The organism is Cupriavidus sp. AU9028, assembly GCF_019795295.1.
GTDB lineage: Bacteria > Pseudomonadota > Gammaproteobacteria > Burkholderiales > Burkholderiaceae > Cupriavidus.
The window spans coordinates 129,251-152,418 of sequence record NZ_JAIMCG010000004.1 but is presented as its reverse complement, the minus strand read 5'-3'; the positions used below and the strand labels follow the sequence as shown (position 1 = coordinate 152,418).

The 23,168-nt window shown below is 67.1% G+C and carries 20 protein-coding genes; 10 read left to right on the top strand and 10 right to left on the bottom strand.

The window, feature by feature from the left end; genetic code table 11:
- Nucleotides 1-9: 9 nt before the first annotated feature.
- On the bottom strand, nt 10-1,032 hold the full coding sequence (locus K6V06_RS06335) for a hypothetical protein (protein ID WP_222241104.1): 1,023 nt from the start codon (nt 1,030-1,032) through the stop codon (nt 10-12).
- Between the two features lie 273 nt (nt 1,033-1,305).
- Between K6V06_RS06335 and K6V06_RS06330 the strand changes: the two genes are divergently transcribed.
- The 3 genes from K6V06_RS06330 (at nt 1,306) to K6V06_RS06320 (ending at nt 4,966) form a co-directional block, all read left to right on the top strand.
- Complete coding sequence (locus K6V06_RS06330; RefSeq protein WP_222241102.1) at nt 1,306-1,755, top strand: HIT family protein; 450 nt, start codon at nt 1,306-1,308, stop codon at nt 1,753-1,755.
- An 80-nt stretch (nt 1,756-1,835) separates the two neighbouring features.
- Nucleotides 1,836-2,690: a 3-hydroxybutyryl-CoA dehydrogenase gene (locus K6V06_RS06325; RefSeq protein WP_222241100.1), complete on the top strand. Its 855-nt coding sequence runs from the start codon at nt 1,836-1,838 to the stop codon at nt 2,688-2,690.
- A gap of 233 nt (nt 2,691-2,923) precedes the next feature.
- Nucleotides 2,924-4,966 carry a hypothetical protein gene (locus K6V06_RS06320; RefSeq protein WP_222241098.1) on the top strand — a complete coding sequence of 681 codons (2,043 nt, stop codon included), beginning with the start codon at nt 2,924-2,926 and terminating at the stop codon, nt 4,964-4,966.
- Between the two features lie 59 nt (nt 4,967-5,025).
- Here the strand turns inward: K6V06_RS06320 and K6V06_RS06315 are convergent, their stop codons facing one another.
- The gene (locus tag K6V06_RS06315; protein WP_222241096.1) at nt 5,026-5,694 is read right to left on the bottom strand and encodes a Crp/Fnr family transcriptional regulator; all 669 of its coding nucleotides are present in this window, start codon (nt 5,692-5,694) and stop codon (nt 5,026-5,028) included.
- Nucleotides 5,695-5,938: 244 nt separating this feature from the next.
- Between K6V06_RS06315 and K6V06_RS06310 the strand changes: the two genes are divergently transcribed.
- The 7 genes from K6V06_RS06310 to K6V06_RS06280 all read left to right on the top strand — a co-directional run bounded on the left by K6V06_RS06310 (nt 5,939) and on the right by K6V06_RS06280 (nt 14,659).
- On the top strand, nt 5,939-7,954 hold the full coding sequence (locus K6V06_RS06310; protein WP_222241094.1) for a long-chain fatty acid--CoA ligase: 2,016 nt from the start codon (nt 5,939-5,941) through the stop codon (nt 7,952-7,954).
- Nucleotides 7,955-7,973: 19 nt separating this feature from the next.
- Nucleotides 7,974-8,888 carry an ABC transporter ATP-binding protein gene (locus K6V06_RS06305; RefSeq protein WP_255581638.1) on the top strand — a complete coding sequence of 305 codons (915 nt, stop codon included), beginning with the start codon at nt 7,974-7,976 and terminating at the stop codon, nt 8,886-8,888.
- A gap of 72 nt (nt 8,889-8,960) precedes the next feature.
- Entirely contained in the window at nt 8,961-9,875 is a 915-nt protein-coding gene (locus K6V06_RS06300) for a branched-chain amino acid ABC transporter permease (RefSeq protein WP_222241092.1), read from the top strand.
- Nucleotides 9,876-9,927: 52 nt separating this feature from the next.
- Complete coding sequence (locus K6V06_RS06295; protein WP_222241090.1) at nt 9,928-11,004, top strand: branched-chain amino acid ABC transporter permease; 1,077 nt, start codon at nt 9,928-9,930, stop codon at nt 11,002-11,004.
- A 66-nt stretch (nt 11,005-11,070) separates the two neighbouring features.
- The gene (locus K6V06_RS06290) at nt 11,071-12,420 is read left to right on the top strand and encodes an ABC transporter substrate-binding protein (RefSeq protein ID WP_222241088.1); all 1,350 of its coding nucleotides are present in this window, start codon (nt 11,071-11,073) and stop codon (nt 12,418-12,420) included.
- Nucleotides 12,421-12,514: 94 nt separating this feature from the next.
- Nucleotides 12,515-13,330 carry an ABC transporter ATP-binding protein gene (locus K6V06_RS06285; protein ID WP_222241086.1) on the top strand — a complete coding sequence of 272 codons (816 nt, stop codon included), beginning with the start codon at nt 12,515-12,517 and terminating at the stop codon, nt 13,328-13,330.
- 69 nt (nt 13,331-13,399) lie between these two features.
- Nucleotides 13,400-14,659, top strand: a complete 1,260-nt coding sequence (locus tag K6V06_RS06280; protein WP_222241084.1) for an AMP-binding protein — start codon at nt 13,400-13,402, stop codon at nt 14,657-14,659.
- A gap of 9 nt (nt 14,660-14,668) precedes the next feature.
- Here K6V06_RS06280 and K6V06_RS06275 read toward each other — a convergent pair whose 3' ends face one another.
- The 8 genes from K6V06_RS06275 to K6V06_RS06240 form a co-directional block, all read right to left on the bottom strand.
- On the bottom strand, nt 14,669-15,088 hold the full coding sequence (locus tag K6V06_RS06275; protein WP_370637411.1) for a YbaN family protein: 420 nt from the start codon (nt 15,086-15,088) through the stop codon (nt 14,669-14,671).
- Nucleotides 15,089-15,289: 201 nt separating this feature from the next.
- Entirely contained in the window at nt 15,290-16,222 is a 933-nt protein-coding gene (locus K6V06_RS06270; RefSeq protein ID WP_222241082.1) for an Rpn family recombination-promoting nuclease/putative transposase, read from the bottom strand.
- A gap of 323 nt (nt 16,223-16,545) precedes the next feature.
- Nucleotides 16,546-17,748 carry a class I SAM-dependent rRNA methyltransferase gene (locus K6V06_RS06265; protein WP_222241080.1) on the bottom strand — a complete coding sequence of 401 codons (1,203 nt, stop codon included), beginning with the start codon at nt 17,746-17,748 and terminating at the stop codon, nt 16,546-16,548.
- Between the two features lie 122 nt (nt 17,749-17,870).
- Complete coding sequence (locus tag K6V06_RS06260; protein ID WP_222241078.1) at nt 17,871-18,161, bottom strand: DUF493 family protein; 291 nt, start codon at nt 18,159-18,161, stop codon at nt 17,871-17,873.
- A gap of 21 nt (nt 18,162-18,182) precedes the next feature.
- On the bottom strand, nt 18,183-19,430 hold the full coding sequence (locus K6V06_RS06255) for a D-alanyl-D-alanine carboxypeptidase family protein (protein ID WP_222241076.1): 1,248 nt from the start codon (nt 19,428-19,430) through the stop codon (nt 18,183-18,185).
- A gap of 157 nt (nt 19,431-19,587) precedes the next feature.
- A complete protein-coding gene (locus K6V06_RS06250) occupies nt 19,588-20,232 on the bottom strand; it encodes an alpha/beta hydrolase (protein ID WP_222241074.1) in 645 nt (214 codons plus the stop codon).
- Nucleotides 20,233-20,316: 84 nt separating this feature from the next.
- Nucleotides 20,317-20,637 (bottom strand): ferredoxin, encoded by a 321-nt coding sequence (locus K6V06_RS06245; RefSeq protein ID WP_222241072.1) that lies wholly within the window; start codon nt 20,635-20,637, stop codon nt 20,317-20,319.
- A 199-nt stretch (nt 20,638-20,836) separates the two neighbouring features.
- The gene (locus K6V06_RS06240; protein ID WP_370637410.1) at nt 20,837-23,005 is read right to left on the bottom strand and encodes an ATP-dependent helicase; all 2,169 of its coding nucleotides are present in this window, start codon (nt 23,003-23,005) and stop codon (nt 20,837-20,839) included.
- Nucleotides 23,006-23,168: the final 163 nt, after the last annotated feature.

Genomic DNA, 23,168 nt, shown 5'->3' with positions numbered 1-23,168 from the left:
CGCGGCCCCTCAGCGTGGCACCGCCGGCTCGACGATCGACGCCGCTACCGCTGTCCACAGGGGCTCCAGCCGGTTACGCTCGGCTTCGGCCGCTGCCGCTGGAAGCGCCGCGGTGCGGCAGAGCAGCAGTACCGACTGCCGCGAGCCGGGGATCGGTACCCACCAGGCGCGCCCCTGCTGCACGGTGCGGCCCGCATCGGCCGGCACGGTAAAGGCGACCCAGGTGGAGCGGCGGTCGGCCACCCTGGCGACACCCTGCCCGGTGACCCGCGTTCCCGACCCCAGCAACTGGCGCAACTCCTCCGCGCGCGCAGTGCCTTCGGCGGCTTCCGGCGCCTTCGGCCGGCTGGCCGGTTCTGCCCCTTGCGGGTAAAGCAGCAGGTCGATGGTGGACAAGCCGTTGCCGCCCTGGCTGTTGAAGGCAAAGATGCTGCGCTCCGGCTGCAGCTTCTCGCGCGCGGGATCGCGGTCCCAGGACAGCGGCATTCTCAGCGTCATGTCGACACTGACCCCCGGTTTGACACCGCGCGTGCGCCAGACCTGGGCCATCGGCGAGGACAACTCCGCCGCGGGGCGTTCCTCGTAGACGGCGGCCAGCAGCAGCTGCAGCGTTGCCTTCTCCATGTCGCCGCGGGCGCTCTCTCGCACGTGCCGGACGAAGGCCAGCATCGCCTGCTCGCTCGCCAGCGCGGCCAGCGCCGTCTCGCGGTCGATCTCCATCACCTTGGACGCCAGGCGCGCGCGATCGGTGGCGGGCAGCGGAATGTCCTGGAACAGGCGGGTCACTACCTCCAGCGCGTCCGGAAACTGTTTGTCGAACTCCGAGCGAGCCTGCTGAATCTGGCCCTTCAGCGCGGGAAACTTCGCCGCGCCTTGCGCCAGCGTAGTCTCCTGATTGCTCAGGTAGCCGTAGATGCTGGTGAGACCGGAAATCACGGCAGGGGTGTAGTCCCATGCCATCGCGCTACCCGATACGCCGATCAGGCAGGCAAAGGCGCCCAGGCATGCCATCCACCGCATTGGATGCGGCATAGCAGAACTCCCTCTCGATGAGGCGACACGTCTGGCGATGCGTGTCCCGGTTGTTGTCCTTGTCTGGTTCGTCCTGGCCGGCTGGCTGGCAACGGACCGCCCCGCGGGCCGGCCCGGCCCGATCCGATGGCGGGTGTTCGATTGTAGCCGATGCAGAGCGCTGTCCAGCCGGACCGGACGCAAGGCGGCGGGGCAAGGCCTCCGGTCAATGTGCTGCCGCAGCATGCTGCGCTACACTCGATGCCGGTCCCGGAATCCCGACTTCAACTTCAGATGCAGAAAGACGCCGCCGTGTACGATCAGAACAACATCTTCGCCCGCATTCTGCGCGGGGAGCTGCCGAGCCACAAGGTCTACGAGGACGCCGATACGGTGGCCTTCATGGACATCATGCCGCAGTCCGACGGCCATGTGCTGGTGCTGCCCAGGGAACCGGCGGCCGAACTGTTCGAGCTGTCCGAAGGCGCGGCCGCCGCCGCGATCCGTACCACCCAGCGGATTGCCCGCGCGGTGCGGCATGCGTTTGCGCCAGACGGCGTGTCGATCGGCCAGTTCAACGGCGCCGCTGCGGGCCAGACCGTTCCGCACGTCCATTTCCATATCGTGCCGCGCTATGCGGACCGGGCGCTGCGCGGGCACGCCAGCGAGCCGCAGCAGCCGGACGTGCTGCGCGAGCACGCCGAACGGATCCAGGCCGCGCTGCGCGAGCTTGGCCTGGCGTGAGCGCAGCCACGCATCCATTACCCTGACCGCGCGCGGTTCAACCCGGATTCGCGGTCGGCAACCTTCAAGGAGACAACAACATGACAATCCAGACTGTGGGCATCATCGGTGCCGGAACCATGGGCAACGGCATCGCCCAGGCGTGCGCGATGGCGGGCCTGAACGTGGTGATGGTCGATATCGACGATGCGGCCGTCCAGCGCGGCCTCGCCACCATCGGCGGCAGCCTCGACCGGCTGATCAAGAAGGAGAAGCTGACGGAGGCCGACAAACAGGCGGCGCTGGGCAGGGTGCAGGGCTCTACCTCCTATGAGGACCTGACGCGCGCGCAACTGGTCATCGAGGCCGCGACCGAGAATCACGACCTGAAGGTGCGCATCCTGAAGCAGATCGACGCGCTGGCTGGCGACGACGTCATCATCGCCACGAACACCTCGTCGATCTCGATCACCAAGCTCGCCGCGGTCATTGGCCGCCCAGAGCGTTTCATCGGCATGCACTTCTTCAATCCGGTGCCGATGATGGCGCTGGTCGAACTGATCCGGGGGCTGCAGACCAGCGATGACACCCACGCACGCGTGGAGGAACTGGCCCGTCAGCTCGGCAAGTATCCGATCACCGTGCGCAACAGTCCCGGCTTCGTCGTCAATCGCATCCTCTGCCCGATGATCAACGAAGCCTTCTCCGTGCTGGGCGAAGGGCTGGCCTCCGCCGAGGAAATCGACGAGGGCATGAAGCTGGGCTGCAACCACCCCATCGGACCGCTGGCGCTGGCCGACATGATCGGCCTGGACACCATGCTGGCCGTGATGGAGGTGCTTTACACCGAGTTCGCCGACCCGAAGTACCGCCCGGCCATGCTGCTGCGCGAGATGGTCGCGGCGGGGTACCTGGGCCGCAAGACCGGCCGCGGCGTGTACCGCTACACCAGCTGACACCGTCCCCGCCCGGATCGGCGGGATCTGGTCATGCTAGGACCGGCGTTCGCTGCAGCGGCGCCGGTTTTCGCTTTTGTCCGTCGATTTTTGGTGCCGAGGGAAGCGGCCGATGGACAGGCTCGCAATCTGACGCTGTCACCGGACCTTTCCCTATCGTTCCTGTCGTTCCAGCAACATTCTGGGGAGCATTCCTTTGTAGGATGCGACCTCCTCATGTTGCGGAGCGCCTCATGGAATACACGATCGACTCCTTCTCCGATTACTACGCGGCGTTGCGGACATCCCCCGAGACGCTGATTGCCGAGATCGAGACACTGCACGGCGGTAACTTCACCGTCCAGGGGCAGAGCTTCGCACTCAAGCGGGAGGACCGGGGCGGCATTGAACGCATGGAGATTGTCAGGCGACCGGCGGAGAGCAGTCACGACGGGGCCGCTGGCAATGCGGCGAGCTGGCGCCAGAAGCTGATGTTCTTCATCGCCGATAACCTCTTTCTGCGAAGCGGCGTCCGACGCATGGAGCGCGCCCTGCACAGCCGGGACACCGTGGCCGCCGGTTTTCGGAATCGGATGCTCCTTGAGGCGGTTCCCGCCGCGCTCGGAGAACTGTTCCCGGAACTGAACCTGTCGCGCCAGCGCCCAGAGCCTGAAAACCCAGAGCCTGAAAACCACTTGCCGCCTCCGGTCTGCTGTTTGCCCGAGGGGATGGAAGTCGTGGACCGCGTGAGCGTCTCGGCGTGGGCCGTCTTCGTGCACCCGCTCAACCCCATCTCGGCCGACACCATCGATCGCGCCGAGAGCCGCATCGTCGGCAACCAACTGGTGCTGGTATTTCGGCAACCGGGCAGCCGCCGGCGAATCGAATTCCGGTTCGCCGTGCGGGAGGGAGGTGACCCGGACGTCGTGCGTCGGGCCGAGGCGGGCCTGCAGCGCCTGCTGGCACTCGCGCTGGGCAAGACAGGCAGCGGCAAGTATGACAACCTGGCGGAGCTGTTCGGGCAGTTCGTCGCGCAGACCGTGGAGGATGAGATGCCGGCCCTGCTCGCTCGCAAAGCGCGTCTCCTCGCGAGCGAAGGAGAGCCCCGCTTTCTTCCGCGGCTCGAAGCGAAAGAGGGACGCGGCGGCAGCGCCGCAGAAAAAAGGCTGCTCAAGCAGATCGAGCCCGCCATTCGGTCGGCCGTCGACCAGTGCATGGGCGCCTGCCGCGTCGCGGCAGGCGGCTATCTCGCCGCTGTCAGGTCGGACATTGCCTGTAACGCTCTGACTCCGCAAACGGGGCGCATCTTTGGCGAATTCCTGAGCCGGGCCCGCCGCATCGAGAAGGTCGCAGAATCGTCGCTTGCAGCGCACCCGGTCGGTGCGCTGGCGAGAACATGGGTAGATCTGCTTGCATTGGAGCCGCAGCAGGACGGCGCCTGCAATGAAAACCGATTCTTCTTCCAACGGGCCCCCGGAACGCTGGGCGGCATGCTTGGCGCGAAGCCCGTGCCCGCCGAGATGGTCACCAACCGGTTGGGCCACTCTGCGGCAATCCTGCCCGTGCCCCCGCAATACCGGCCCGCGGCAGAGCGCAACCTGGTTCGCTACCTTCGCAATCGCATCGGCGGCACCCCCAGGGATATTCTGCGGCACCTGCACACCACGGAATTCGACAAGGCGACGGCCTCGCTCTTTGCCGGGGACTTGCGGGATATTCTTCGCCCGACGGTGCCGCCGGAGACGTTGACAGAGTCGGAGCGAAAGATCGTGGTGCGCCTGCTGCATGCCTTGCGTATCGGCAAGACGACGCTGGGTGCACTGGACAAGTACGATCGGTCGCTTGTCAAGGCAGTGGTGAGCGGCCGCGAGCATGAGGGGCCGCTAACGAGGGCGCTCAAGCTGAATGCCATGGCGCCAGACGCCGCGGCAGGAGCGGCGCTTCTGGCTGGCATGCTGGGCGGGAACTGGACGAGCGACACGGTGCCGATAGAGGAGTACGCCGTGTCCCGCTTGTCCGGCCGCATCTTCACCAGGCGAGTTGACAAGGGTGGGATCGCTCGCCCCGGGCCGGTGCCCGATACGCAGGCCGTCGACGAGCCGCAATCAGGCGATGGGCCACCGCACGAGCCCCCGCAGAACCCGGACCCTGGGGTCAACGCCGACCCTCGGCCGGACGCGGACCGGAACGCGGGCCCGGGCAGGGCGCCGAATCCGGATATCGCCGCGTCCTCGCAGGGCTTCGATCCAGAATGGGAGAAGGCGGCGGGGCACAGGGTAGACCCGTCTCCCGTCTGACTTCGCCCCGCTCGCCCGCGCTCCCACCGCGGCTCCCTACGCCAGCCGGTCAGCCGGGCCTACTCGCCGTATTGCCGTAGGCCCTCCAGGTCCAGAACTTCAATGACGCCGTAGTCGACCCGCACCAGGCCCTGCTGTTCCAGCACCTTCAGCGCCTGGTTCGCGCGCTGGCGGGAAATCCCCGCCAGCAGGCCGATCTCCTCCTGCGAGATCTCCAGCCGCGTGCCGATGCCAGGATAGAGCCGGTCGTTGAACAACGACGACACCGCCCTTGCCACACGCGAATCGATGTCGAGCAGGCGCTCGTACTCTACCGCCGCAATGAACTGCCCAAGGCGCTCATTCAGCTGGTTCAGCAAAAAGCGCGTGAAGGGCAGGCTGTTGTCGAGCAGCCATTGGAAGGTGTCGCGCGGCATGAAGGCGATGCGCGAACGGCGCAATGCCATCACGTCGTACTTGCGGATTTCCTGCTTCAGTGCGGCGCCTTCGCCGAACCAGCCGCCGGTCGGCACGCCGGTGAAGGTGACCGATTTTCCGGACGGCGATACGGTGGTAATCTTGACGATCCCTTCGATCACGCCGAGCCAGTGTTCCGCCATGTCGCCCTTGTGGCAGACGTAGTCGCCCGGGCTGTACTCGCGCACGAACATCGCCTGCCGAACGCGCGTGCGGTGCTGCGGATCCAGGTCCGCGGCCCAGATGCATCGGTCCAGATAGTCTTCCGGCATGCGCATCGTCCTCCGCTAGGGATTAACCCGGAATTGTCACCCGCGTGACAACCGGTGGGATGGCCATCGGCTATCTTACCGTCACAACACGCCGGGCAGCGTGGCTTGATCCTGCTGCCCGCCTTGTGCGCCGCGATATCGAGCCTCGGCCATCGATGCAGGGCGGCCCCACATCCCCGGGTGGTTTCCGGGGCCGGCACGGGCAGTGGCGGGCATCGGATCCCGCGACCACAGGAGACACGCCATGCAGGAACCGTCGGCAACGACTTTCCCGCGACTGCTGCTGGCACACGCGCGCCAACGTCCCTCCCATCCCGCCTATCGCGAGAAGGACCTGGGCATCTGGCAGACCAGCAGCTGGGCCGATGCCGCGCAGCAGGTGCGCGAACTCGCATGCGGTCTGGCGGCGCTGGGCTTTCGGCGCGGCATGAACCTCGCGGTGATCGGCGACAACCGGCCGCGGCTGTATTGGGCGATGTGCGCCGCGCAGGCGCTGGGCGGGGTGCCGGTGCCGCTCTATCAGGACGCCATCGCTGCGGAGATGGTGCATGTGCTGACCGACGCGGAGATCGCCTTCGCGGTGGTCGAGGACCAGGAGCAGGTGGACAAGCTGCTGGAGGCCGAACCGTTGCTGGCCGCGCAGGGCGGGGCGATCCGGCATCTGGTCTACGAGGATCCGCGCGGGCTGCGCGACTATGACCATCCAGCCCTGCTGTCGTTCGAGGGCCTGCTCGAGATGGGCCGCGAGTTCGAGCGGCACAACCCCGGCTACTTCGATCGCCAGGTCGAGGCAGGCAGCCCAGACGATACGGCGATCATCCTCTACACCTCCGGCACCACCGGCAAGCCCAAGGGCGTGTGTCACTCGCACCGTGGCCTGATTGGCGCCGCGATGCACGGCTGCGCATTCGACGGTCTTGGCCCCGCCGACGACGTGCTGTCGTATCTGCCGATGGCCTGGGTCGGCGACAACCTGTTCTCGTATGCGCAGGCGCTTGTCGCCGGGTTCACCGTCAACTGTCCCGAGTCTCGCGACACCGTGATGAACGACCTGCGCGAGATCGGCCCGACCTATTACTTTGCACCGCCGCGCATCTACGAAGGCTTGCTGACGCAGGTGATGATCCGGATGGAGGACGCCGGCGCCATCAAGCGGCGGCTGTTCGGCTGGGCGATGGCGGTGGCGGCCCGCTGCGGCGTGGCGATGCTCGATGGTGAGCCGGTGCCGCTGCTGGAGCGGTTGCGCTATGCCATTGCCGAAGTGCTGGTCTACGGGCCGCTGCGCAATGTGCTGGGCATGAGCCGCATCCGCGTGGCCTACACCGCCGGCGAAGCGATCGGCCCCGACCTGTTCCGCTTCTACCGCTCGATCGGCATCAACCTCAAGCAGTTCTACGGGCAGACCGAAACCTGCGCCTACGTCTGCCTGCAGCCGGACGGCCAGGTGCGCTTCGACACCGTGGGTCCTCCCGCCCCCGGCATGGAGGTGCGCATCGCCAGCAATGGCGAGGTGCTGGTACGCGGCGTGGGGCTGCTGCAGCGCTACTACAAGCGCGACGATGCCACCCGCGAGGCGATCGACGAGGACGGCTACTTCCAGACCGGCGACGCGGGCATCCTCGATGCGGACGGCCACCTGAAGATCATCGATCGCGCCAAGGACGTCGGCAAGCTGGTGGACGGCTCGCTGTTCGCGCCCAAGTACATCGAGAACAAGCTGAAGTTCTTTCCGTACATCAAGGAGGCGGTGGCCTTCGGCAACGGCCGCGACCGCGTCTGCGCCTTCATCAATATCGATTTCGATGCGGTCGGCAACTGGGCCGAGCGTCGTCATCTGCCGTACGCCGGCTATGTCGACCTTGCCGGTCAGTCCCAGGTGATCGAGCTGATCGCCGGCTGCGTCGAGCAGGTCAATGCCGACCTGGCCAGGGACCCCATGCTGGCCGGCGCGCAGCTCGCGCGCTTCCTGATCCTGCACAAGGAGCTGGACCCGGACGACGACGAGCTGACGCGGACCCGCAAGGTCCGCCGCAACTTCATCGCCGAGAAGTACGGCACGCTGGTGGAGGCGCTGTATGCGGGACGCGAGGAGCAGTTCATCGAAACGCGCGTGCGCTTCGAGGACGGCCGGGAGGGCAGTGTCAGTGCGACGCTGCGGCTGGTGGATGTGAAGCGCTTCCCGGCCGCGCAGGGCGCGCCGGGAGCGCCATCCGGCGGGGTGGGAGAACCGGCGCAAGCCGGCATGGCAAGGGCTGCCTGATCAACGGAGGACCGTGCAGATGGCATGGCAAGGCGTGGCACGGCAGTCCGGACAGGACGCCGAATGGAAGGGCATCGAGACCGGGCAGGCGACAGCGCAGCCGCTCGCGGCGCGTGCCGGACAGCACGAGCAGTCCGAGCAGGGCCGGCAGCGCCCGCTGCGCCAGGGCGACGTGATCCTGGACCTGCAGCACATCTCGCTGTCCTTCGGTGGCGTCAAGGCGCTCAGCGACATCTCCTTCGATGTGCGGGCCCACGAGATCCGCGCCATCATCGGTCCGAACGGCGCGGGCAAGAGCTCGATGCTGAACGTGATCAACGGCGTCTATCACCCGCAGCAGGGCCGCATCGTCTTTCGCGGCGAGGAACGCCGGCGCATGCATCCGGCCGACGCGGCCCGGCATGGCATCGCCCGGACCTTCCAGAACATCGCGCTGTTCAAGGGCATGTCGGTGCTCGACAACATCATGACCGGGCGTAATACCCGGCTGCGCTGCGGCATGCTGGCCAACGCGCTGTGGTGGGGGCCGGCGCGGCGCGAGGAAATGCAGCACCGGCACAAGGTGGAGGAGGTGATCGACTTCCTCGAGATCCAGTCGATCCGCAAGACGCCGGTGGGCCGCCTGCCCTATGGATTGCAGAAGCGCGTCGAACTGGCGCGCGCGCTGGCCGCCGAACCGGAACTGCTGCTGCTGGACGAGCCGATGGCCGGCATGAACGTCGAGGAAAAGCAGGACATGTGCCGCTTCATTCTGGACGTGAACCAGCAGTTCGGCACCACCATCGTGCTGATCGAACACGACATGGGCGTGGTGATGGACATCTCCGACCGGGTGGTGGTGCTCGACTACGGCCGCAAGATCGCCGACGGGGCGCCCGACGAGGTCAAGTCCGACCCGGAGGTCATCCGCGCCTATCTGGGCGTGGCGCACTGACCGTCCGCCCAGGGCAAGCGTCAGGGCCGGGGCTGCACGCCCGGCGAATCGAAGTTCCATACGGGGCAGTCGATGACATTCTTCTTCGAGATCCTGCTGGGCGGACTGCTGTCCGGCCTGATGTACTCGCTGGTGGCGCTGGGCTTCGTGCTGATCTACAAGGCGTCCGGGGTGTTCAACTTCGCGCAGGGGGCGATGGTCTACTTTGCCGCGCTGGCGGTGGTGGGGCTGATCGACAAGGGCGTGCCGATGTGGCTCGCGGTGGTGGGCGCCTTCGTGGTGATGCTGCTGGTCGGCATCGGCACCGAGCGCTTCGTGCTGCGCAAGCTGGTCAACCAGCCGCCGATCTCGCTGTTCATGGCGACCATCGGCCTGTCCTTTTTCCTGGAGGGCCTGGGGCCGCTGCTGTTCGGCAACGAGGTGCGTCCGATCGAGCTGGGCATCGTCGACGAACCCATCGTGCCGATCCTCGAGCGCTTCGACATCGTCGTGTCGAAGTTCGATCTTGCCGCCGCCGGCATTGCCGGCGTGCTGGTTGCCGTGCTGGCGCTGTTCTTCCAGTACACCCGGGTCGGGCGCGCCCTGCGCGCGGTCGCCGACGATCACCAGGCGGCGCTGTCGCTGGGCATTCCGCTGCAGCAGATCTGGGCCATCGTCTGGGGCGTGGCCGGCTTCGTCGCGCTGGTCGCCGGGCTGCTGTGGGGATCGCGCAATGGCGTGCAGTTTGCGCTGACGCTGACCGCGCTGAAGGCGCTGCCGGTGCTGATTCTCGGCGGCTTCACCTCGGTGCCCGGCGCGATCGTCGGCGGGCTGATCATCGGCGCCTCCGAAAAGCTCGCCGAGATCTATATCCCGCCGGTGTTCCAGTCGATGTTCGGCGGCAACTTCGGCGGCATCGAAGGCTGGTTCCCCTATGTGTTCGCGCTGCTGTTCCTGCTGGTGCGGCCGGAGGGGCTGTTCGGCGAGAAGCATATCGACCGCGTCTGAGCGGGCCGGCAACTTATCCGGCAACCTACCCCGGCAACTGCCAGGAGACGTCATGTTCTACCGTGAAGCGGGACAGTTCAAGACCAGCTACGAGGCCGACAGCCAGATCTTCCCGATCCGGCAGGACCGCATCGGCTTTGCCGTGCTGCTGGCCATCGCCTTCCTGGTGGTGCCGGCGGTGGCCAGCGAGTACTGGCTCTCCGCCATCCTGATTCCCTTCCTGATCTTCTCGCTGGCCGCGCTCGGGCTGAACATCCTCACCGGCTACGCCGGCCAGCTGTCGCTGGGCACTGCCGCCTTCATGGCGGTCGGTGCCTATGCCGCCTACAACTTCCAGTTGCGCGTCGAGGGCCTGCCGGTGCTGCTGACCTTCGTGCTCGCCGGCCTGTCCGCGGCGGTGGTCGGCGTCGCGTTCGGGCTGCCCTCGCTGCGGATCAAGGGGTTCTACCTGGCGGTGGCCACGCTGGCCGCGCAGTTCTTCGTGGTCTGGGCGCTGACCAAGTTCCCCTGGTTCTCGAACAACAGCTCCTCCGGCGTGATCACCGCGCAGCGGCTGGACCTGTTCGGCCTGCCGATCGACACGCCCGAGCGCCGCTATCTGTTCGTGCTCGCCATCGTCGCGCTGCTGGCGCTGGCCGCGCGCAACCTGGTGCGCTCCGCTACCGGCCGCGCGTGGATGGCAGTGCGCGACATGGACGTCGCGGCGGAGGTGATCGGCATCCGGCTGATGCGCACCAAGCTGCTGGCCTTCGCCGTCAGTTCGTTCTACTGCGGCATTGCCGGCGCGCTCTACGCCTACTGCTACCTGGGTTCGGTGGAGCCGGATGGCTTCTCCCTGGACCTGTCGTTCCGCGTGCTGTTCATGATCATCATCGGCGGCGTGGGCAGCATCCTCGGCTCCTTCCTCGGCGCCGCCTTCATCCTGCTGCTGCCGATCCTGCTGGACAACCTGCTGCCACCGCTGGCGGGGCTACTGCATCTGCCCTTCACCAATGCCACCGTCTCCCATATCCAGATGATGGTGTTTGGCGGGCTGATCATTTTCTTCCTGATCGTCGAGCCGCATGGCATGGCGCGCCTGTGGCAGATCGGCAAGGAGAAGCTGAGGCTGTGGCCGTTTCCGCATTGAAGTCCGTCCCGCGGCTTGAATGCTGACCAAGATAACGAACGCCCCTCGAGGGTGAAGGAGACAACCATGCAATCCCTGATTCGCGCGCCTCGTACCCTGGCCCTCGGCGCCGCGCTCGCCATTGCCGCCGTCGCCTCGGTGCTCGCGCCGCAGCCCGTGCGGGCGCAGGGCGGCGGCGAGCAGTTCGTCGCGCTGCCCAGCTACCGGGTCGGCCCGTACGGGGCCAACGGGCAGTCGTTCTATGGCGGCTTTATCGACTACCTGAACTATGTGAACCTCAAGGACGGCGGCGTCAACGGTGTCAAGCTGAGCTGGGAGGAGTGCGAGACCGAGTACAACAACGCCAAGGGCGTCGAGTGCTACGAGCGGCTCAAGGGCAAGGGCGGCGTATCGAACGGTACCGCCTGGCATACGATGTCCACCGGCATCTCCTACGCGCTGATCGACAAGACGGCGGCCGACAAGGTGCCGCTGGTGATGATGGGCTACGGCCGCACCGATGCGGTAGACGGCAGCGTCTTTCCCTATGCGTTCCCGCTGGTGACCACCTACCAGATGCAGGTCTCGGCCATCGTCAAGTACCTGGCCAGCAAGAACAAGGGCTCGCTGGCGGGCAAGAAGATCGCCTACCTCTATCACGACTCCGCCTATGGCAAGGAGCCCATCGTCGCGTTGCAGGCCGAGGCGAAGCTCGGCAAGTTCGACCTGGTGGAGATTCCGGTGGCGCACCCCGGCAACGAGCAGGGCGCGCAGTGGCTGCGCATCCGCCAGGAGCGGCCCGACTACGTGATCTTCTGGGGCTGGGGCGTGATGAACCAGACCGCGCTGAAGGCCGCGCAGAAGGTCGGCTATCCACGCGACAGGATGGTCGGGTCGTGGTGGGCCGGGTCGGAGGAAGACACGGTGCCTGCCGGCGACGCGGCCAAGGGCTACCTGAGCGCGACCTGGAACGTGGCGGGCAAGGGCGTGCCGGTGATCGCCGACATCGACAAGGTGGTGTACGGCGCCGGCAAGGGCAATATGCAGGACCGCGGCAAGGTCGGATCGGTGCTGTACAACCGCGGCGTGTCCGCGGCGGTCGTCACGGTGGAAGCGGTGCGCGTCGCGCAGGCGCGCTTCGGCAAGGGCAAGCCGATGACCGGCGAGCAGATGCGCTGGGCCTTCGAGAACCTGAACCTGAACAACGCCCGGCTGCAGCAGCTGGGCGCGACCGGGCTGCTGCCGGAGATCCGCACCAGTTGCGAGAACCATGAGGGCTCCGGCATGGTGAAGATCCAGCAATGGGACGGCGCCAAATGGGTGGCGGTGTCGGACTGGATCGAGGGCAACAAGAGCCTGATCCACCCGCTGTTCAAGGCCAATGCCGCGCAGTACGCCAAGGAGAAGGGCATCACGCCGTCCTGCGCGAAATCCTGAGCAAGGGCGGGCGCCGCGGCGTTCCCCGCGGCGCCTTTCATTGCCCTTGCGCGCCCCTTTTCGATCCTGAATCCAGCCAGGCGGAGCCATCGCCATGACCCTGCTGTCCGTCAACAATATCGAGGTCATCTACGACCACGTGATCCTGGTGCTGCGCGGCGTCTCGCTCGATGTGCCCGAGGGCGGCATCGTCGCGCTGCTCGGCGCCAACGGCGCGGGCAAGACCACTACGCTCAAGGCGGTGTCGAACCTGCTGCACGCGGAACGTGGCGAAGTCACCAAGGGCGCCATCCACTACCGCGGCGACCGGGTCGATCGCCTCAGTCCGAACGAACTGGTGCGCCGGGGCGTGATTCAGGTGATGGAGGGCCGCCATTGCTTCGCCCACCTGACCGTGGAGGAGAACCTGCTGACCGGGGCCTACACCTGCGGCATGTCCCGGGCGCAGACGCGTGAGGCGCTCGAGCGGGTCTACGCGTATTTCCCGCGGCTGAAACTTCGGCGCAAATCGCAGGCCGGCTATACCTCGGGCGGGGAGCAGCAGATGTGCGCGATCGGCCGAGCCATGATGGCGCGTCCGGCGATGGTGCTGCTGGACGAGCCGTCGATGGGCCTCGCACCGCAGATCGTCGAGGAGATCTTCGAGATCGTGCGCGACCTGAATCAGCGCGAGAAGGTCAGCTTCCTGCTGGCCGAGCAGAACACCATGGTGGCGCTGCGCTATGCCAGCTATGGCTACATCCTGGAAAACGGCCGTGTCGTGATGGACGGCAGCGCGGCGTCGCTGCGCGAGAACGAGGATGTCAAGGAGTTCTACCTGGGCGTCGCCGCCAACGATGCCGACGGCGGGCGGCGCAGCTCCTTCCGCGACGTCAAGAGCTACCGGCGGCGCAAGCGCTGGCTCGCCTGACACCCTCCCACGGCGCGGTGGCCTGAAGGTCGAAGCGCCCCTGACAAACCTTGATCGCTGGATGCCATCGTGTCCGACTACTACGACCATCTGGAAACCCGCCCGCCCGAGGAGCGCGAGCGCGATCTGCTGGCCGCCCTGGCCCGGCAGGTCGAGCATGCGCGGCGCCATGCGCCGTTCTATGCAGTCAGCCTGCGCGACGTCGAACCGCAGTCGCTGACCTCTCGCGCCGCGCTGGCGGCGCTACCCGTGACGCGCAAGGCCCGGCTCGCGGAGATGCAGCGCCAGGTGCCGCCGCTGGGCGGCCTGAACGCGACGCCGTTGTCGGGCCTGCGCCATCTGTTCCAGTCGCCGGGCCCGCTGCACGAGCCGGACGGGCACGGCTCCGACTGGTGGCGCACCGCCCGCGCGATGTACGCCGCGGGGTTCCGGCAGGGCGACCTTGTCTACAACACCTTCTCCTACCACTTCACGCCGGCCGGCATGATGATGGAGAGCGGCGCGCATCGCCTCGGCTGCTGCGTGTTCCCGGCAGGGGTCGGCCAGACCGAGGCGCAGGTGCAGGCGATTGCCATGCTGCAGCCCGCTGCCTATGCCGGCACGCCGTCGTTCCTGAAGATCCTGATGGAGAAGGCAGCGGAGCAGGGCCAGCGCTGCAGCTTCTCCAGGGCGCTGGTATCGGGCGAAGCGCTGCCCTCCGCGTTGCGGGCCTGGTTCGAGGAGCAGGGCATCCAGGTGCGGCAAATGTATGGCAGCGCGGATCTGGGGCTGATCGCCTATGAGGCCGCCGGGTCCGACGGCTGGGTGGTGGACGAGGGCGTGCTGGTCGAAATCGTCGAGCCCGGCGGCACCGAGCCGATGCCCGAGGGGGAGGTTGGCGAAGTGGTGGTGACCGTGCTGTCCAACCCGGACTATCCGCTGATCCGCTTCGCCACCGGCGACCTGTCGGCGATCGTGCCCGGCTCCTCCCGCCAGGCGAGCCCCTGCGGCCGCACCAATCTGCGGCTGCGCGGCTGGCTGGGCCGCGCCGACCAGACCACCAAGGTGCGCGGCATGTTCGTGCATCCGGGGCAGGTTGCGGAGGTGGTGCGGCGGCATCCGGAGATCCATCAGGCGCGGCTGGTCATCACCGGGGAGCCGGGCGCGGACATCATGACGCTGCATTGCGTGCTGCGCGGCGCCGCGGCCGGGGACGAGGCGCCGCTGAGCGAGGCCATCCGCGCCAGCCTGCGCGACGTGTTGCGGCTCAAGGGCGAGGTCCGCTTCGCCGCGCCGGGCTCACTGCCCGAGGACGGCAGGCTGATCGAGGATGCGCGCAACCACCAGTAGCCGTGCGGCTCAGGACTGGCGGCCCCGCGCATCGCGGCGGTCGTCCTGGACGCGGTCGCCCGCCGGGTTGTAGCCGCCGCGCGGCCGCGTGGGCAGGTAGAGCAGCCAGGCCGTCAGCAGCACCGCGCCGGCCAGCAGCGCGATCGACACGGCAGGGCGGTCGCGCAGGAACCACGCTGTCGTCGACATCGACACCCACATGGTGGCGATGGCGAAGCACTTGGCGCGCAACGGGATGCTGCGATGGCGCTCCCAGTCCTGGATGATCGGCCCCAGCCTCGGGTGGTTCGTCAGCCATCGATGGAAGCGCTGGGAGCCGCGCGCAAAGCAGGCGGCAGCCAGCAGCACGAACGGCGTGGTCGGCAGCACCGGCAGGAAGATGCCGGCAAAGCCGATCAGCAGGCAGAGGCTGCCCAGACCGACCCAGATGGCACGGAGGAGGGGACTGGCGCCGGGCGCGGTGCGGGAGGCGGAGGGCGGCGGCTCGGGGGTTTTCAGCGTGGTTTCTCCAGCGCACGCCGGCCGCCGGAGTGTCCGGAAGTCAAGCCAGCGGCACGACGCGCAAAGACGCGCTTTCGGCGCATCGTACTCGGGCTTCGTGCTGGCGACAATGGCTTGCGCGGCGGGCGATCAGCTGTTCGCGAGCTCGTAGGGGCTGTCGATCTGAAAGGCTTGTTCCATCCAGCGGTCGAGCTGCTTTTCGTCGGCGGTTTCGATCCGCTCACGGATCTCATCGGGAACGGCACCAAATCGCTGCGTCAGCACCTTCAGCAGGAACTTGCGCTCGCCTTTTTCCAGTCCCTTCTGCTCCAGCCGCTCTGCCCATCGCACCCATCCTTCCGACATTTCCATCTGGAGATCCTCCAAGGTTTCAAGGTGAGGTATCGCTAGTCCCGGATTGTTGCGCCGGATGGCGGCGCACGCCCAGGACGTGAAGGTCCGCTGCAAATCCGTATTGTTTCCGATCCACTGGCTTACGGCCTTAACAAGCTTAGGCAACGTTTCCGGAGCAGGACAGTGCTCCATCTGTACGACCGCGGCGAACAGGTTGCGCATCCTTGCCAGCTTCGATCTAGGGTAGCGGCTCTGCTCGATCAGCTTGAACGCGGATTGCAGCCGGTAGCGGGCCGCCCGTCCCCTCATTACCGGGATCATCTCGGACAGATCCGTCGGCACCGCCCACCGCCGCTTGCCGGTATAGATGACGATCGGCAGCACCGGCGGCAGCTGCTGATTGGGCTGGACCTCTTTCCCATTGACCAGGTCCTGATATAGCAGCGATACGTAGTTGGCGATGCGCACGGCCATGAAGTACGGCGCGGTGCTCTGGAATTCGATCAGCAGATACAGGTAGACCCATTGACTGTCGGCCCGGACGCGCCAGACCACATCACTGAGCCGTTGCCGCAGGTCGTCGGTGACGAAGGAGCAGGGCACCTTCTGCAAGGTGCTGAAGTCCAGCTGGCGCAGCCACCGGTCGGGAATGAACCCGCGCACCAGGTCGCGCACGAGTTCGGGGTGCGAGAACAGCAGTTTGTAGGAGGCGTCAGTCTCTTGTGCCATGGCTCCATCCGGGCGGGGAATGGTTGTCGAATGGCGTGATACTGGCGACTAAGAGGTCGACGTGTTTTAGGTTATCAGCGGTAACTGGCAGGAGCCTGAAACGGCGCCCCGTTGTCTCATTTTGCGCTGCCGAAGCGCAAAAAAAGCCCCGCCAGAAGCGGGGCACACCACGAAGACTGATACACCGGTGGCGGGGCACCTGCCAATGCCGCAGCCACCGATTGCATGGTAGCGGCCGACGATGACAGCCTCGGGTCGTCTTCGTGAAGGATCGATGAAGCGGGCGACGCCGATACGGAAGCCAGGCCGGGCGCCGGCCGCGATCAGACCCGTTGCAGCAGCAGACCCTTCAGATATTCGCCTTCGGGAAACGCCGCCAGCATCGGGTGATCGGTGCCGGCGGAGAGCCGGCGCAGGATGCGGGCGTCGACGCGCGCATCGGTGGCGGCACCGGCCACGATCTTCTGGAACAGCTCGGGATCGATCGCACCGGAGCACGAGTAAGTGAACAGCAGGCCGCCGGGGCGCAGCAGCTGCATGCCGACCAGGTTGATCTCCTTGTAGGCGCGTGCGGCACGATCGATATGCTGCGCAGACGGCGCGAACTTGGGCGGGTCCAGCACGATCAGGTCGAACTGGCGGCCCTCGGCGCGAAACTGGCGCAGCGTGCGGAACACATCGGCGTCGAGCCAGGTTGCGCGCTCGGGGTCGAAGCCGTTCAGCTTGACGTTGTCCGCCGCGATCTTCAGCGCGTCGCCCGACGAATCGATCGAGACCACCGACTTCGCGCCGCCGCGCAGCGCCGCCAGCGAAAAGCCCCCGGTGTAGCAGAAGCAGTTCAGCACCTCCCGTCCCTCGGCGAGGTCGCCGACCAGTTTGCGGTTATCACGCTGGTCGACGTAGAAGCCGGTCTTGTGGCCGTTGCGCACGTCGACGTAGTAGCGCACGCCGTGCTCGGTGGCAGACAGCGCCGGATCGGGCTCGGCGCCGGCCAGCACGCCGGTCACCAGCGGCAGGCCTTCGCGCTCGCGCACGGCGGCGTCGGAGCGCTCGTAGACATTGGGGCAGCCGGTTTCGCGGATCAGCGCCTGTACCGCGGCATCCTTCCACGCTTCCACACCGGCGGCGTTGAACTGGCAGACCAGCTGTGCCTGCTCGGCCCCCTTGCCGGCGCCGTAGTAATCGACCACCAGTCCGGGCAGCCGGTCGGCCTCGGCAAAGACCAGTCGGACCGCATCGCTGTCCCGCACCCATTCGCGCCGGTAGGCCACGGCGGTGGCGATCCTGCGCTTGATCAGCGCGTGGTCGACCGGCTCGTTCTCGTCGAAGGTCCAGACGCGGGCCCGGATCTGCGAGTGCGGGCTGTACGCGGCCTTGGCCAGGAAGCGGCCGTCGGCGGCGCGCACGACCACGGTGGAGCCCGCTTCGCAGCGGCCCTCGGTACGCGCGATGCCGGTGGCATAGACCCACGGGTGCCGGCGCAGCAGCGATTTTTCCTTGCCGGGCTTGAGGAAGACGGTGTTCATGATCGAAGGTGTGGCCGGCGCGAGGCGCTGCCGGCGCGAGAGCCGCCGTGCGTGAGCACGGCGGAAGGGAAGACAAGGGAAGACGGGGAAAGGATCGGGACGCGGGCCGGTGGCTCGGCGGCTTACAGCACCACCTTGACCATCGGATGCGAGGTCAGCGCGAGGTACAGTTCGTCCAGCTGTTCGCGGCTGGTGGCACGCACAGTGACGGTCAGGCCCAGATAGTTGCCGTTGCGCGACGGGCGCATCTCCATCTTGCCGGCGTGAAACTCCGGGTCGAACTGCTGCACCACCAGCACGATGGCTTCGGCGAAGCCATCCTGCATGGTGCCCATGACCTTGATCGGGAAATCGCTGGGGTATTCGATCAGCGAGGGGCGGTCCTGTCCGCCATCAGGAATGTCGGTGCTCATCGGGCAGCCTCCTACTCGGGGTTACTTGCGCTTGAACCACAGGCGGACAGTGTCCCACAGCCGGCCGAAGAAGCCAGCCTCGGGCACGTCCTCGAGCGCCACCACCGGGAACTCGCCGACCTTGCGGGTGCCGTCCATCAGCTTGACGGTGCCGACCTGCTGGCCGGCCGCGATCGGCGCGACCAGCAGTTCCTGGCGCTCCAGCACTGGCTTCAGGCGTCCGGCGGTGCCCTTGGGCACGGTCACATAGGTTTCGTCGCGCACGCCGATCTTGACGGTGTCCTCGCGGCCCTTGTAGATGTCCGGCGTGGCCAGCACCTGGCCCTTGTCGTACAGACGCAGGGTGTCGAAGAACTGGAAGCCGTAGTTCAGCACCTTCAGGCTTTCCTGCGTGCGGACCTGGTCGCTGGAGGTGCCGATCACGATCGAGATCAGCCGGCGCGAACCGTTGGGCACGTTGGCCAGGGGCCGCTTGGCCGACGAGATCAGGCAGTAGCCGGCGCTCTTGGTGTGGCCGGTCTTGACGCCGTCGACGGTCGAATCGATATACAGCAGCCGGTTGCGGTTGGGCTGCTTGATCTTGTTATAGGTGAAGTCCTTTTGCGAGTACATGCTGTAGTACTCGGGGAAGTCTTCGATCAGCCGCGTGGTCAGGGTCGCCAGGTCGAGCGCGGTGGTGTAGTGCTCCGGATGGGGAATGCCGTCGGTATTCGTGTAGTGCGTGTTCTTCATGCCCATGCGCTGGGCTTCGCGATTCATCATCGCGACGAAGCCTTCCTCGGAACCGCCGACCGCTTCGGCCAGCGCCAGCGCGGCGTCGTTGCCCGACTGCACGATCAGGCCGAGCAGCAGGTCGCGCACCGTGACCGGCTTGTTCGGCTCGATGAACATGCGCGACTCGTCGCTCTTGACCTTCAGCACCAGATTGGTCGGCACCACCGCCTGGTCGATCGTCAGGCGATTTTCCTTCAGCGCCTGGAAGGCCAGATAGGCGGTCATCAGCTTGGTCAGCGAGGCCGGCTCGATGCGGGCGTCGGCGTTCTGCGAGGCCAGTGCCTGGCCGCTGGTCACGTCGTAGAGCATCCATGCCTTGGCGGCGACCTGCGGCATCGGCACGGTCTGCTGGGCGCGGGCGGTCAGCGGCGCGCTGGCGATTGCCAGGGCGGCAGCGGTCGCCGCAGCGAGCGGCACCACACGCGCGATCAGCGGGCGTGCCGGCAGATCGAACGAGACTGGCGAGGCAAGGAGCGACGAAGACGGTTTGAACATGTTGTTGGGTTCCGACGAATTGAAAGGGGAGCGTCCGGCCAGATTGCATGGCGGCGCCGCCCCGGCGGTGCGTCGACCGGGGCGGCACGCCAAGTTCCTCGCCACCGGGCCGCCGCAACCTTCGGCTGCGTGCGGCCGGTGGCCTCACTGGCGCGGTTCAGCGCTCCCAGGCATTGACGACGAGCTGCTTGATCAGATGCAGCTTGCGATGAAAGAAATGGTCCGCGCCGGGAATCACGATCACCGGCAGTTCCTGCGGCCGAGCCCAGTCCAGCACGCTGGCAAGCGGGACGGTGTCGTCCTGCTCGCCATGGATCACGATGGTGTCCGCCGGCACCGGGGCGACCTGCCAGCGCGAGGCGGCGGTGCCCACCATCGCGAGGCGTTGCACCGGCGTGCCGGCTTCGGCCAGGCGCCGCGCCACATGGCTGGCGACATAGCTGCCGAACGAGAACCCGCCCAGCGCCAGCGGCGCGGTTGCCGCCTGTTCCAGCCACTCCTGCCGGCCGCGCATCCAGTCGATGACGGCCAGCAGGTCGTCCTGCTCCCCATTGCCGTTGTCGTGCTCGCCGGCCGTGCCGCCCACGCCGCGGAAATTCGGCCGCACGGTGGCATAGCCGAGCTGCACGAAGGCGCGCGCCAGCGTCTGCGCGACCTTGTTGTCCTTGGTGCCGCCAAAGAGCGGATGCGGATGGGCAACCAGCGCAAGGCCGCGTGCCGGCGTGCCTTGGGGCAGGTCGACCGATACGTCGATCGCGCCGACGGGGCCGGCCACGGTAAGTACCTGGGTATGCGCGTTCATGAGCGGGAGAAAGCGGGGAAGGACGCGCCGCACGGCAGCCGGCGCGGCGAGGCCATCGAGCTGGTGGTCATCGTACGGTCGGCTTCAGCGGTCCACCATCAGCCGTTCGACAGGCTTGCCGTTCAGCAGATGGCTCTCGATGATTTCGTCGATGTCCTGCTCGTCGACGAAGGTGTACCAGACGGCCTCGGGGTAGACCACCAGTACCGGACCGAGTTCACAGCGGTTCAGGCAGCCCGCCTTGTTGATCCGCACGCGGCCCTCGCCGCCGGCGATGCCAAGCTGCTTGCAGCGCTTCTTGGCGTATTCCTGCATCTTCGCGGCGTTGTGGTTGCCGCAGCAGGCTTCCCCCGAATCGCGCTGATTCAGGCAGAAGAAGACGTGGTGCTGGTAGTAGCTGCTCATCGTGGCGGAGGCGAAGGTGGCGATGCCGGTTGCCGTCGCGGCGGGAACGATCCCGCCCGGCCCGAGGCGGACCCGCGACCGGCGCGCAGCGCAGTGCGGGCTGGAAAACAGGCAATTATAAGGCTTGCGGCGCCGGGTTTTGCCGAGCGCGCGCCACCTTCCGACAAGCGTGCCGCGCACGCCACTTCCGCGTTGCCGGCTATCGCCACATATTCCGCATGCGCGCGGCAAGATCGACCGCCGGAAGCGCCGGCCGGACCGGCGCCGCGTCCACGGGCGGCGGTGGCGGCCACGCCCGGCTGTGGAAATGCGGCATGACGCGGTTGGGCAGGAAGCGGGTGCGCGAGGCATAGACGTGCCGGTCGCCCATGCCTGGTTGTTGGTGCACGTAGAAGCGCTGCGGCACGACGATATCGAGGTGGTCCCTGGCGCGCGTCATGGCCACATACAGCAGCCGCCGCTCCTCCTCGATTTCCTCCGTGGTGCCGGTCGCCAGATCCGAAGGCATGCAGCCATCCACGGCGTTCAGCACATAGACCGCCTTCCATTCCTGCCCTTTGGCGGAATGGATGGTCGACAGGATCAGGTAATCCTCGTCGCGGGAGGGGACGCCGGATTCGTCGCTGGAGGCATCGGGCGGATCGAGCGTCAGTTCAGTCAGGAAGCGCTCCCGGCTGGCATAGGTGCCGGCCACGCGGGCGAGCTGCTGCAGGTCGGCCAGGCGCGCCGGCGCGTCGTCGTGCAGCCGGTCCAGATGCGGTTCGTACCATTGCAGCACCGCCTCGAACTCGGAGGGCCAGGGTGCGTGCAGGCCCATCGAGCGAGCGGCCAGCGCCAGCAGGGCCTCCCAGCCCGGTTCCGCGGCGGGCGGCGGTTCGAAGGTCTGCAGCGCGAACAGTGGCTCGGTGGCGATTTCGATCGCTTCGAGCACGCGCGCTGCCGTCTTCGGCCCGATGCCGGGCAGCAGCTGCAGGGTACGAAAGCCCGCCATCCGGTCGCGCGGATTCTCCAGCCAGCGCAGCGCCGCCAGCATGTCGCGCACGTGGCTCGATTCGAGGAATTTCAGGCCGCCGAACTTGACGAAGGGGATATTGCGCCGGGCCAGTTCCAGTTCCAGCTGGGCGCTGTGGTCGGCGGCGCGGAACAGCACCGCCTGCGACATCAGCGCCAGGCCGGCTTCCCGGCGTGCCAGGATCTGTTCGACCACATAGCGCGCCTGGTCGGTCTCGTCGTTGACGACCACGACGCCGGGCTTTTCCGCCGACTCGCGGTCGGACCACAGGTCCTTGGTGAAGCGCTCGGCAGCGAGGCCGATCACCGCATTGGCGGCGGCCAGGATCGGCTGGGTCGAACGGTAGTTGCGCGCGAGCGTGACCTGCGCCGCCGGCGGCGAGAAGCGGGCGGGGAAGTCCAGGATATTGCGCACGGTGGCGCCGCGGAATGCATAGATCGACTGGGCATCGTCACCGACGACGGTCAGTCCGCGGCCGTCCGGCTTCATGCCGAGCAGGATCGACGCCTGCAGCGCGTTGGTGTCCTGGTACTCGTCGACCAGCACGTGGTCGAAGCGCTCGCCCATCTCCCGCGCCAGTGCGGGCTCGGTCAGCGCCTGCGCCCAGTACAGCAGCAGATCGTCATAGTCCAGCACCTGCTGCTTCTGCTTGGCTTCGACGTAGCAGGCGAACAGCTTGCGCAGCGCGTCGGCCCATTGCGCATAGCGGGGAAACTGCCGCTTGAGCACGTCCTCCAGCGGCGCCTGCGTATTGACCACGCGCGAGTAGATCGCCAGGCAGGTTTCCTTGCGCGGAAAGCGCGAAGGCAGCTCGGACAGGCCGAGGTCGTGACGCAGCACGTGGATCAGGTCGGCCGAGTCGCTGCGATCGCTGATGGTGAACGCCGGCGACAGGCCCAGCGTCTCCGCGTATTCACGCAGCAACCGGGCGCCGATCGCGTGGAAGGTGCCGGCCCATTGCAGCGCGGCCCGGCCCACGCCGGACTGTCCGCGCGCGGCGGCGCCGTTGCGGGTCGCGAAGGCCTGGTCGACGATCCGCTCGACGCGGCGCCCGAGTTCGATCGCGGCACGGCGGGAAAAGGTCAGCAGCAGGATGCGCCGGGGATCGGCGCCGCCCACCAGCAGGTGCGCAACCCGATGCGCCAGCGTGTTGGTCTTGCCGGAGCCGGCGCCAGCGATGATCAGCAGGGGCTGCGTCGCGGTGTGCTCGACCGCCTCGCGTTGCTGGGGATTGAGGGCGGCGAGGTAGTCCGGTGGCCCTTCGCTGGGGGCGGTGACAACCGCTGTCAGGGCATGGCCGGCATCGTCGGCGCAAGGCGTTGCGCAAGCCAGGTCGGGCGCGGTGGCGGAAAGCAGGAAGTCGGCGGACACGGGGGCTGAGCAGGGCGCCGCAAAGAAAAGCGGCTGGAACGGCACGAATAGAGACGGTGTCGGGCAGCCGCCTCAGCTTGGCGACAACTGTATATCCATACAGAGGTTAACCGCAAGCTGGCCTGTTGTCCGGGGGGGCACGCCCCGG

Bases quoted from the DNA above. Each gene is read 5' to 3' on its own strand.
- K6V06_RS06335 (WP_222241104.1), bottom strand. From the start codon at position 1,032: ATGCCGCATCCAATGCGGTGGATGGCATGCCTGGGCGCCTTTGCCTGC.
- K6V06_RS06330 (WP_222241102.1), top strand. From the start codon at position 1,306: ATGCAGAAAGACGCCGCCGTGTACGATCAGAACAACATCTTCGCCCGC.
- K6V06_RS06325 (WP_222241100.1), top strand. From the start codon at position 1,836: ATGACAATCCAGACTGTGGGCATCATCGGTGCCGGAACCATGGGCAAC.
- K6V06_RS06320 (WP_222241098.1), top strand. From the start codon at position 2,924: ATGGAATACACGATCGACTCCTTCTCCGATTACTACGCGGCGTTGCGG.
- K6V06_RS06315 (WP_222241096.1), bottom strand. From the start codon at position 5,694: ATGCCGGAAGACTATCTGGACCGATGCATCTGGGCCGCGGACCTGGAT.
- K6V06_RS06310 (WP_222241094.1), top strand. From the start codon at position 5,939: ATGCAGGAACCGTCGGCAACGACTTTCCCGCGACTGCTGCTGGCACAC.
- K6V06_RS06305 (WP_255581638.1), top strand. From the start codon at position 7,974: ATGGCATGGCAAGGCGTGGCACGGCAGTCCGGACAGGACGCCGAATGG.
- K6V06_RS06300 (WP_222241092.1), top strand. From the start codon at position 8,961: ATGACATTCTTCTTCGAGATCCTGCTGGGCGGACTGCTGTCCGGCCTG.
- K6V06_RS06295 (WP_222241090.1), top strand. From the start codon at position 9,928: ATGTTCTACCGTGAAGCGGGACAGTTCAAGACCAGCTACGAGGCCGAC.
- K6V06_RS06290 (WP_222241088.1), top strand. From the start codon at position 11,071: ATGCAATCCCTGATTCGCGCGCCTCGTACCCTGGCCCTCGGCGCCGCG.
- K6V06_RS06285 (WP_222241086.1), top strand. From the start codon at position 12,515: ATGACCCTGCTGTCCGTCAACAATATCGAGGTCATCTACGACCACGTG.
- K6V06_RS06270 (WP_222241082.1), bottom strand. From the start codon at position 16,222: ATGGCACAAGAGACTGACGCCTCCTACAAACTGCTGTTCTCGCACCCC.
- K6V06_RS06265 (WP_222241080.1), bottom strand. From the start codon at position 17,748: ATGAACACCGTCTTCCTCAAGCCCGGCAAGGAAAAATCGCTGCTGCGC.
- K6V06_RS06260 (WP_222241078.1), bottom strand. From the start codon at position 18,161: ATGAGCACCGACATTCCTGATGGCGGACAGGACCGCCCCTCGCTGATC.
- K6V06_RS06255 (WP_222241076.1), bottom strand. From the start codon at position 19,430: ATGTTCAAACCGTCTTCGTCGCTCCTTGCCTCGCCAGTCTCGTTCGAT.
- K6V06_RS06250 (WP_222241074.1), bottom strand. From the start codon at position 20,232: ATGAACGCGCATACCCAGGTACTTACCGTGGCCGGCCCCGTCGGCGCG.
- K6V06_RS06245 (WP_222241072.1), bottom strand. From the start codon at position 20,637: ATGAGCAGCTACTACCAGCACCACGTCTTCTTCTGCCTGAATCAGCGC.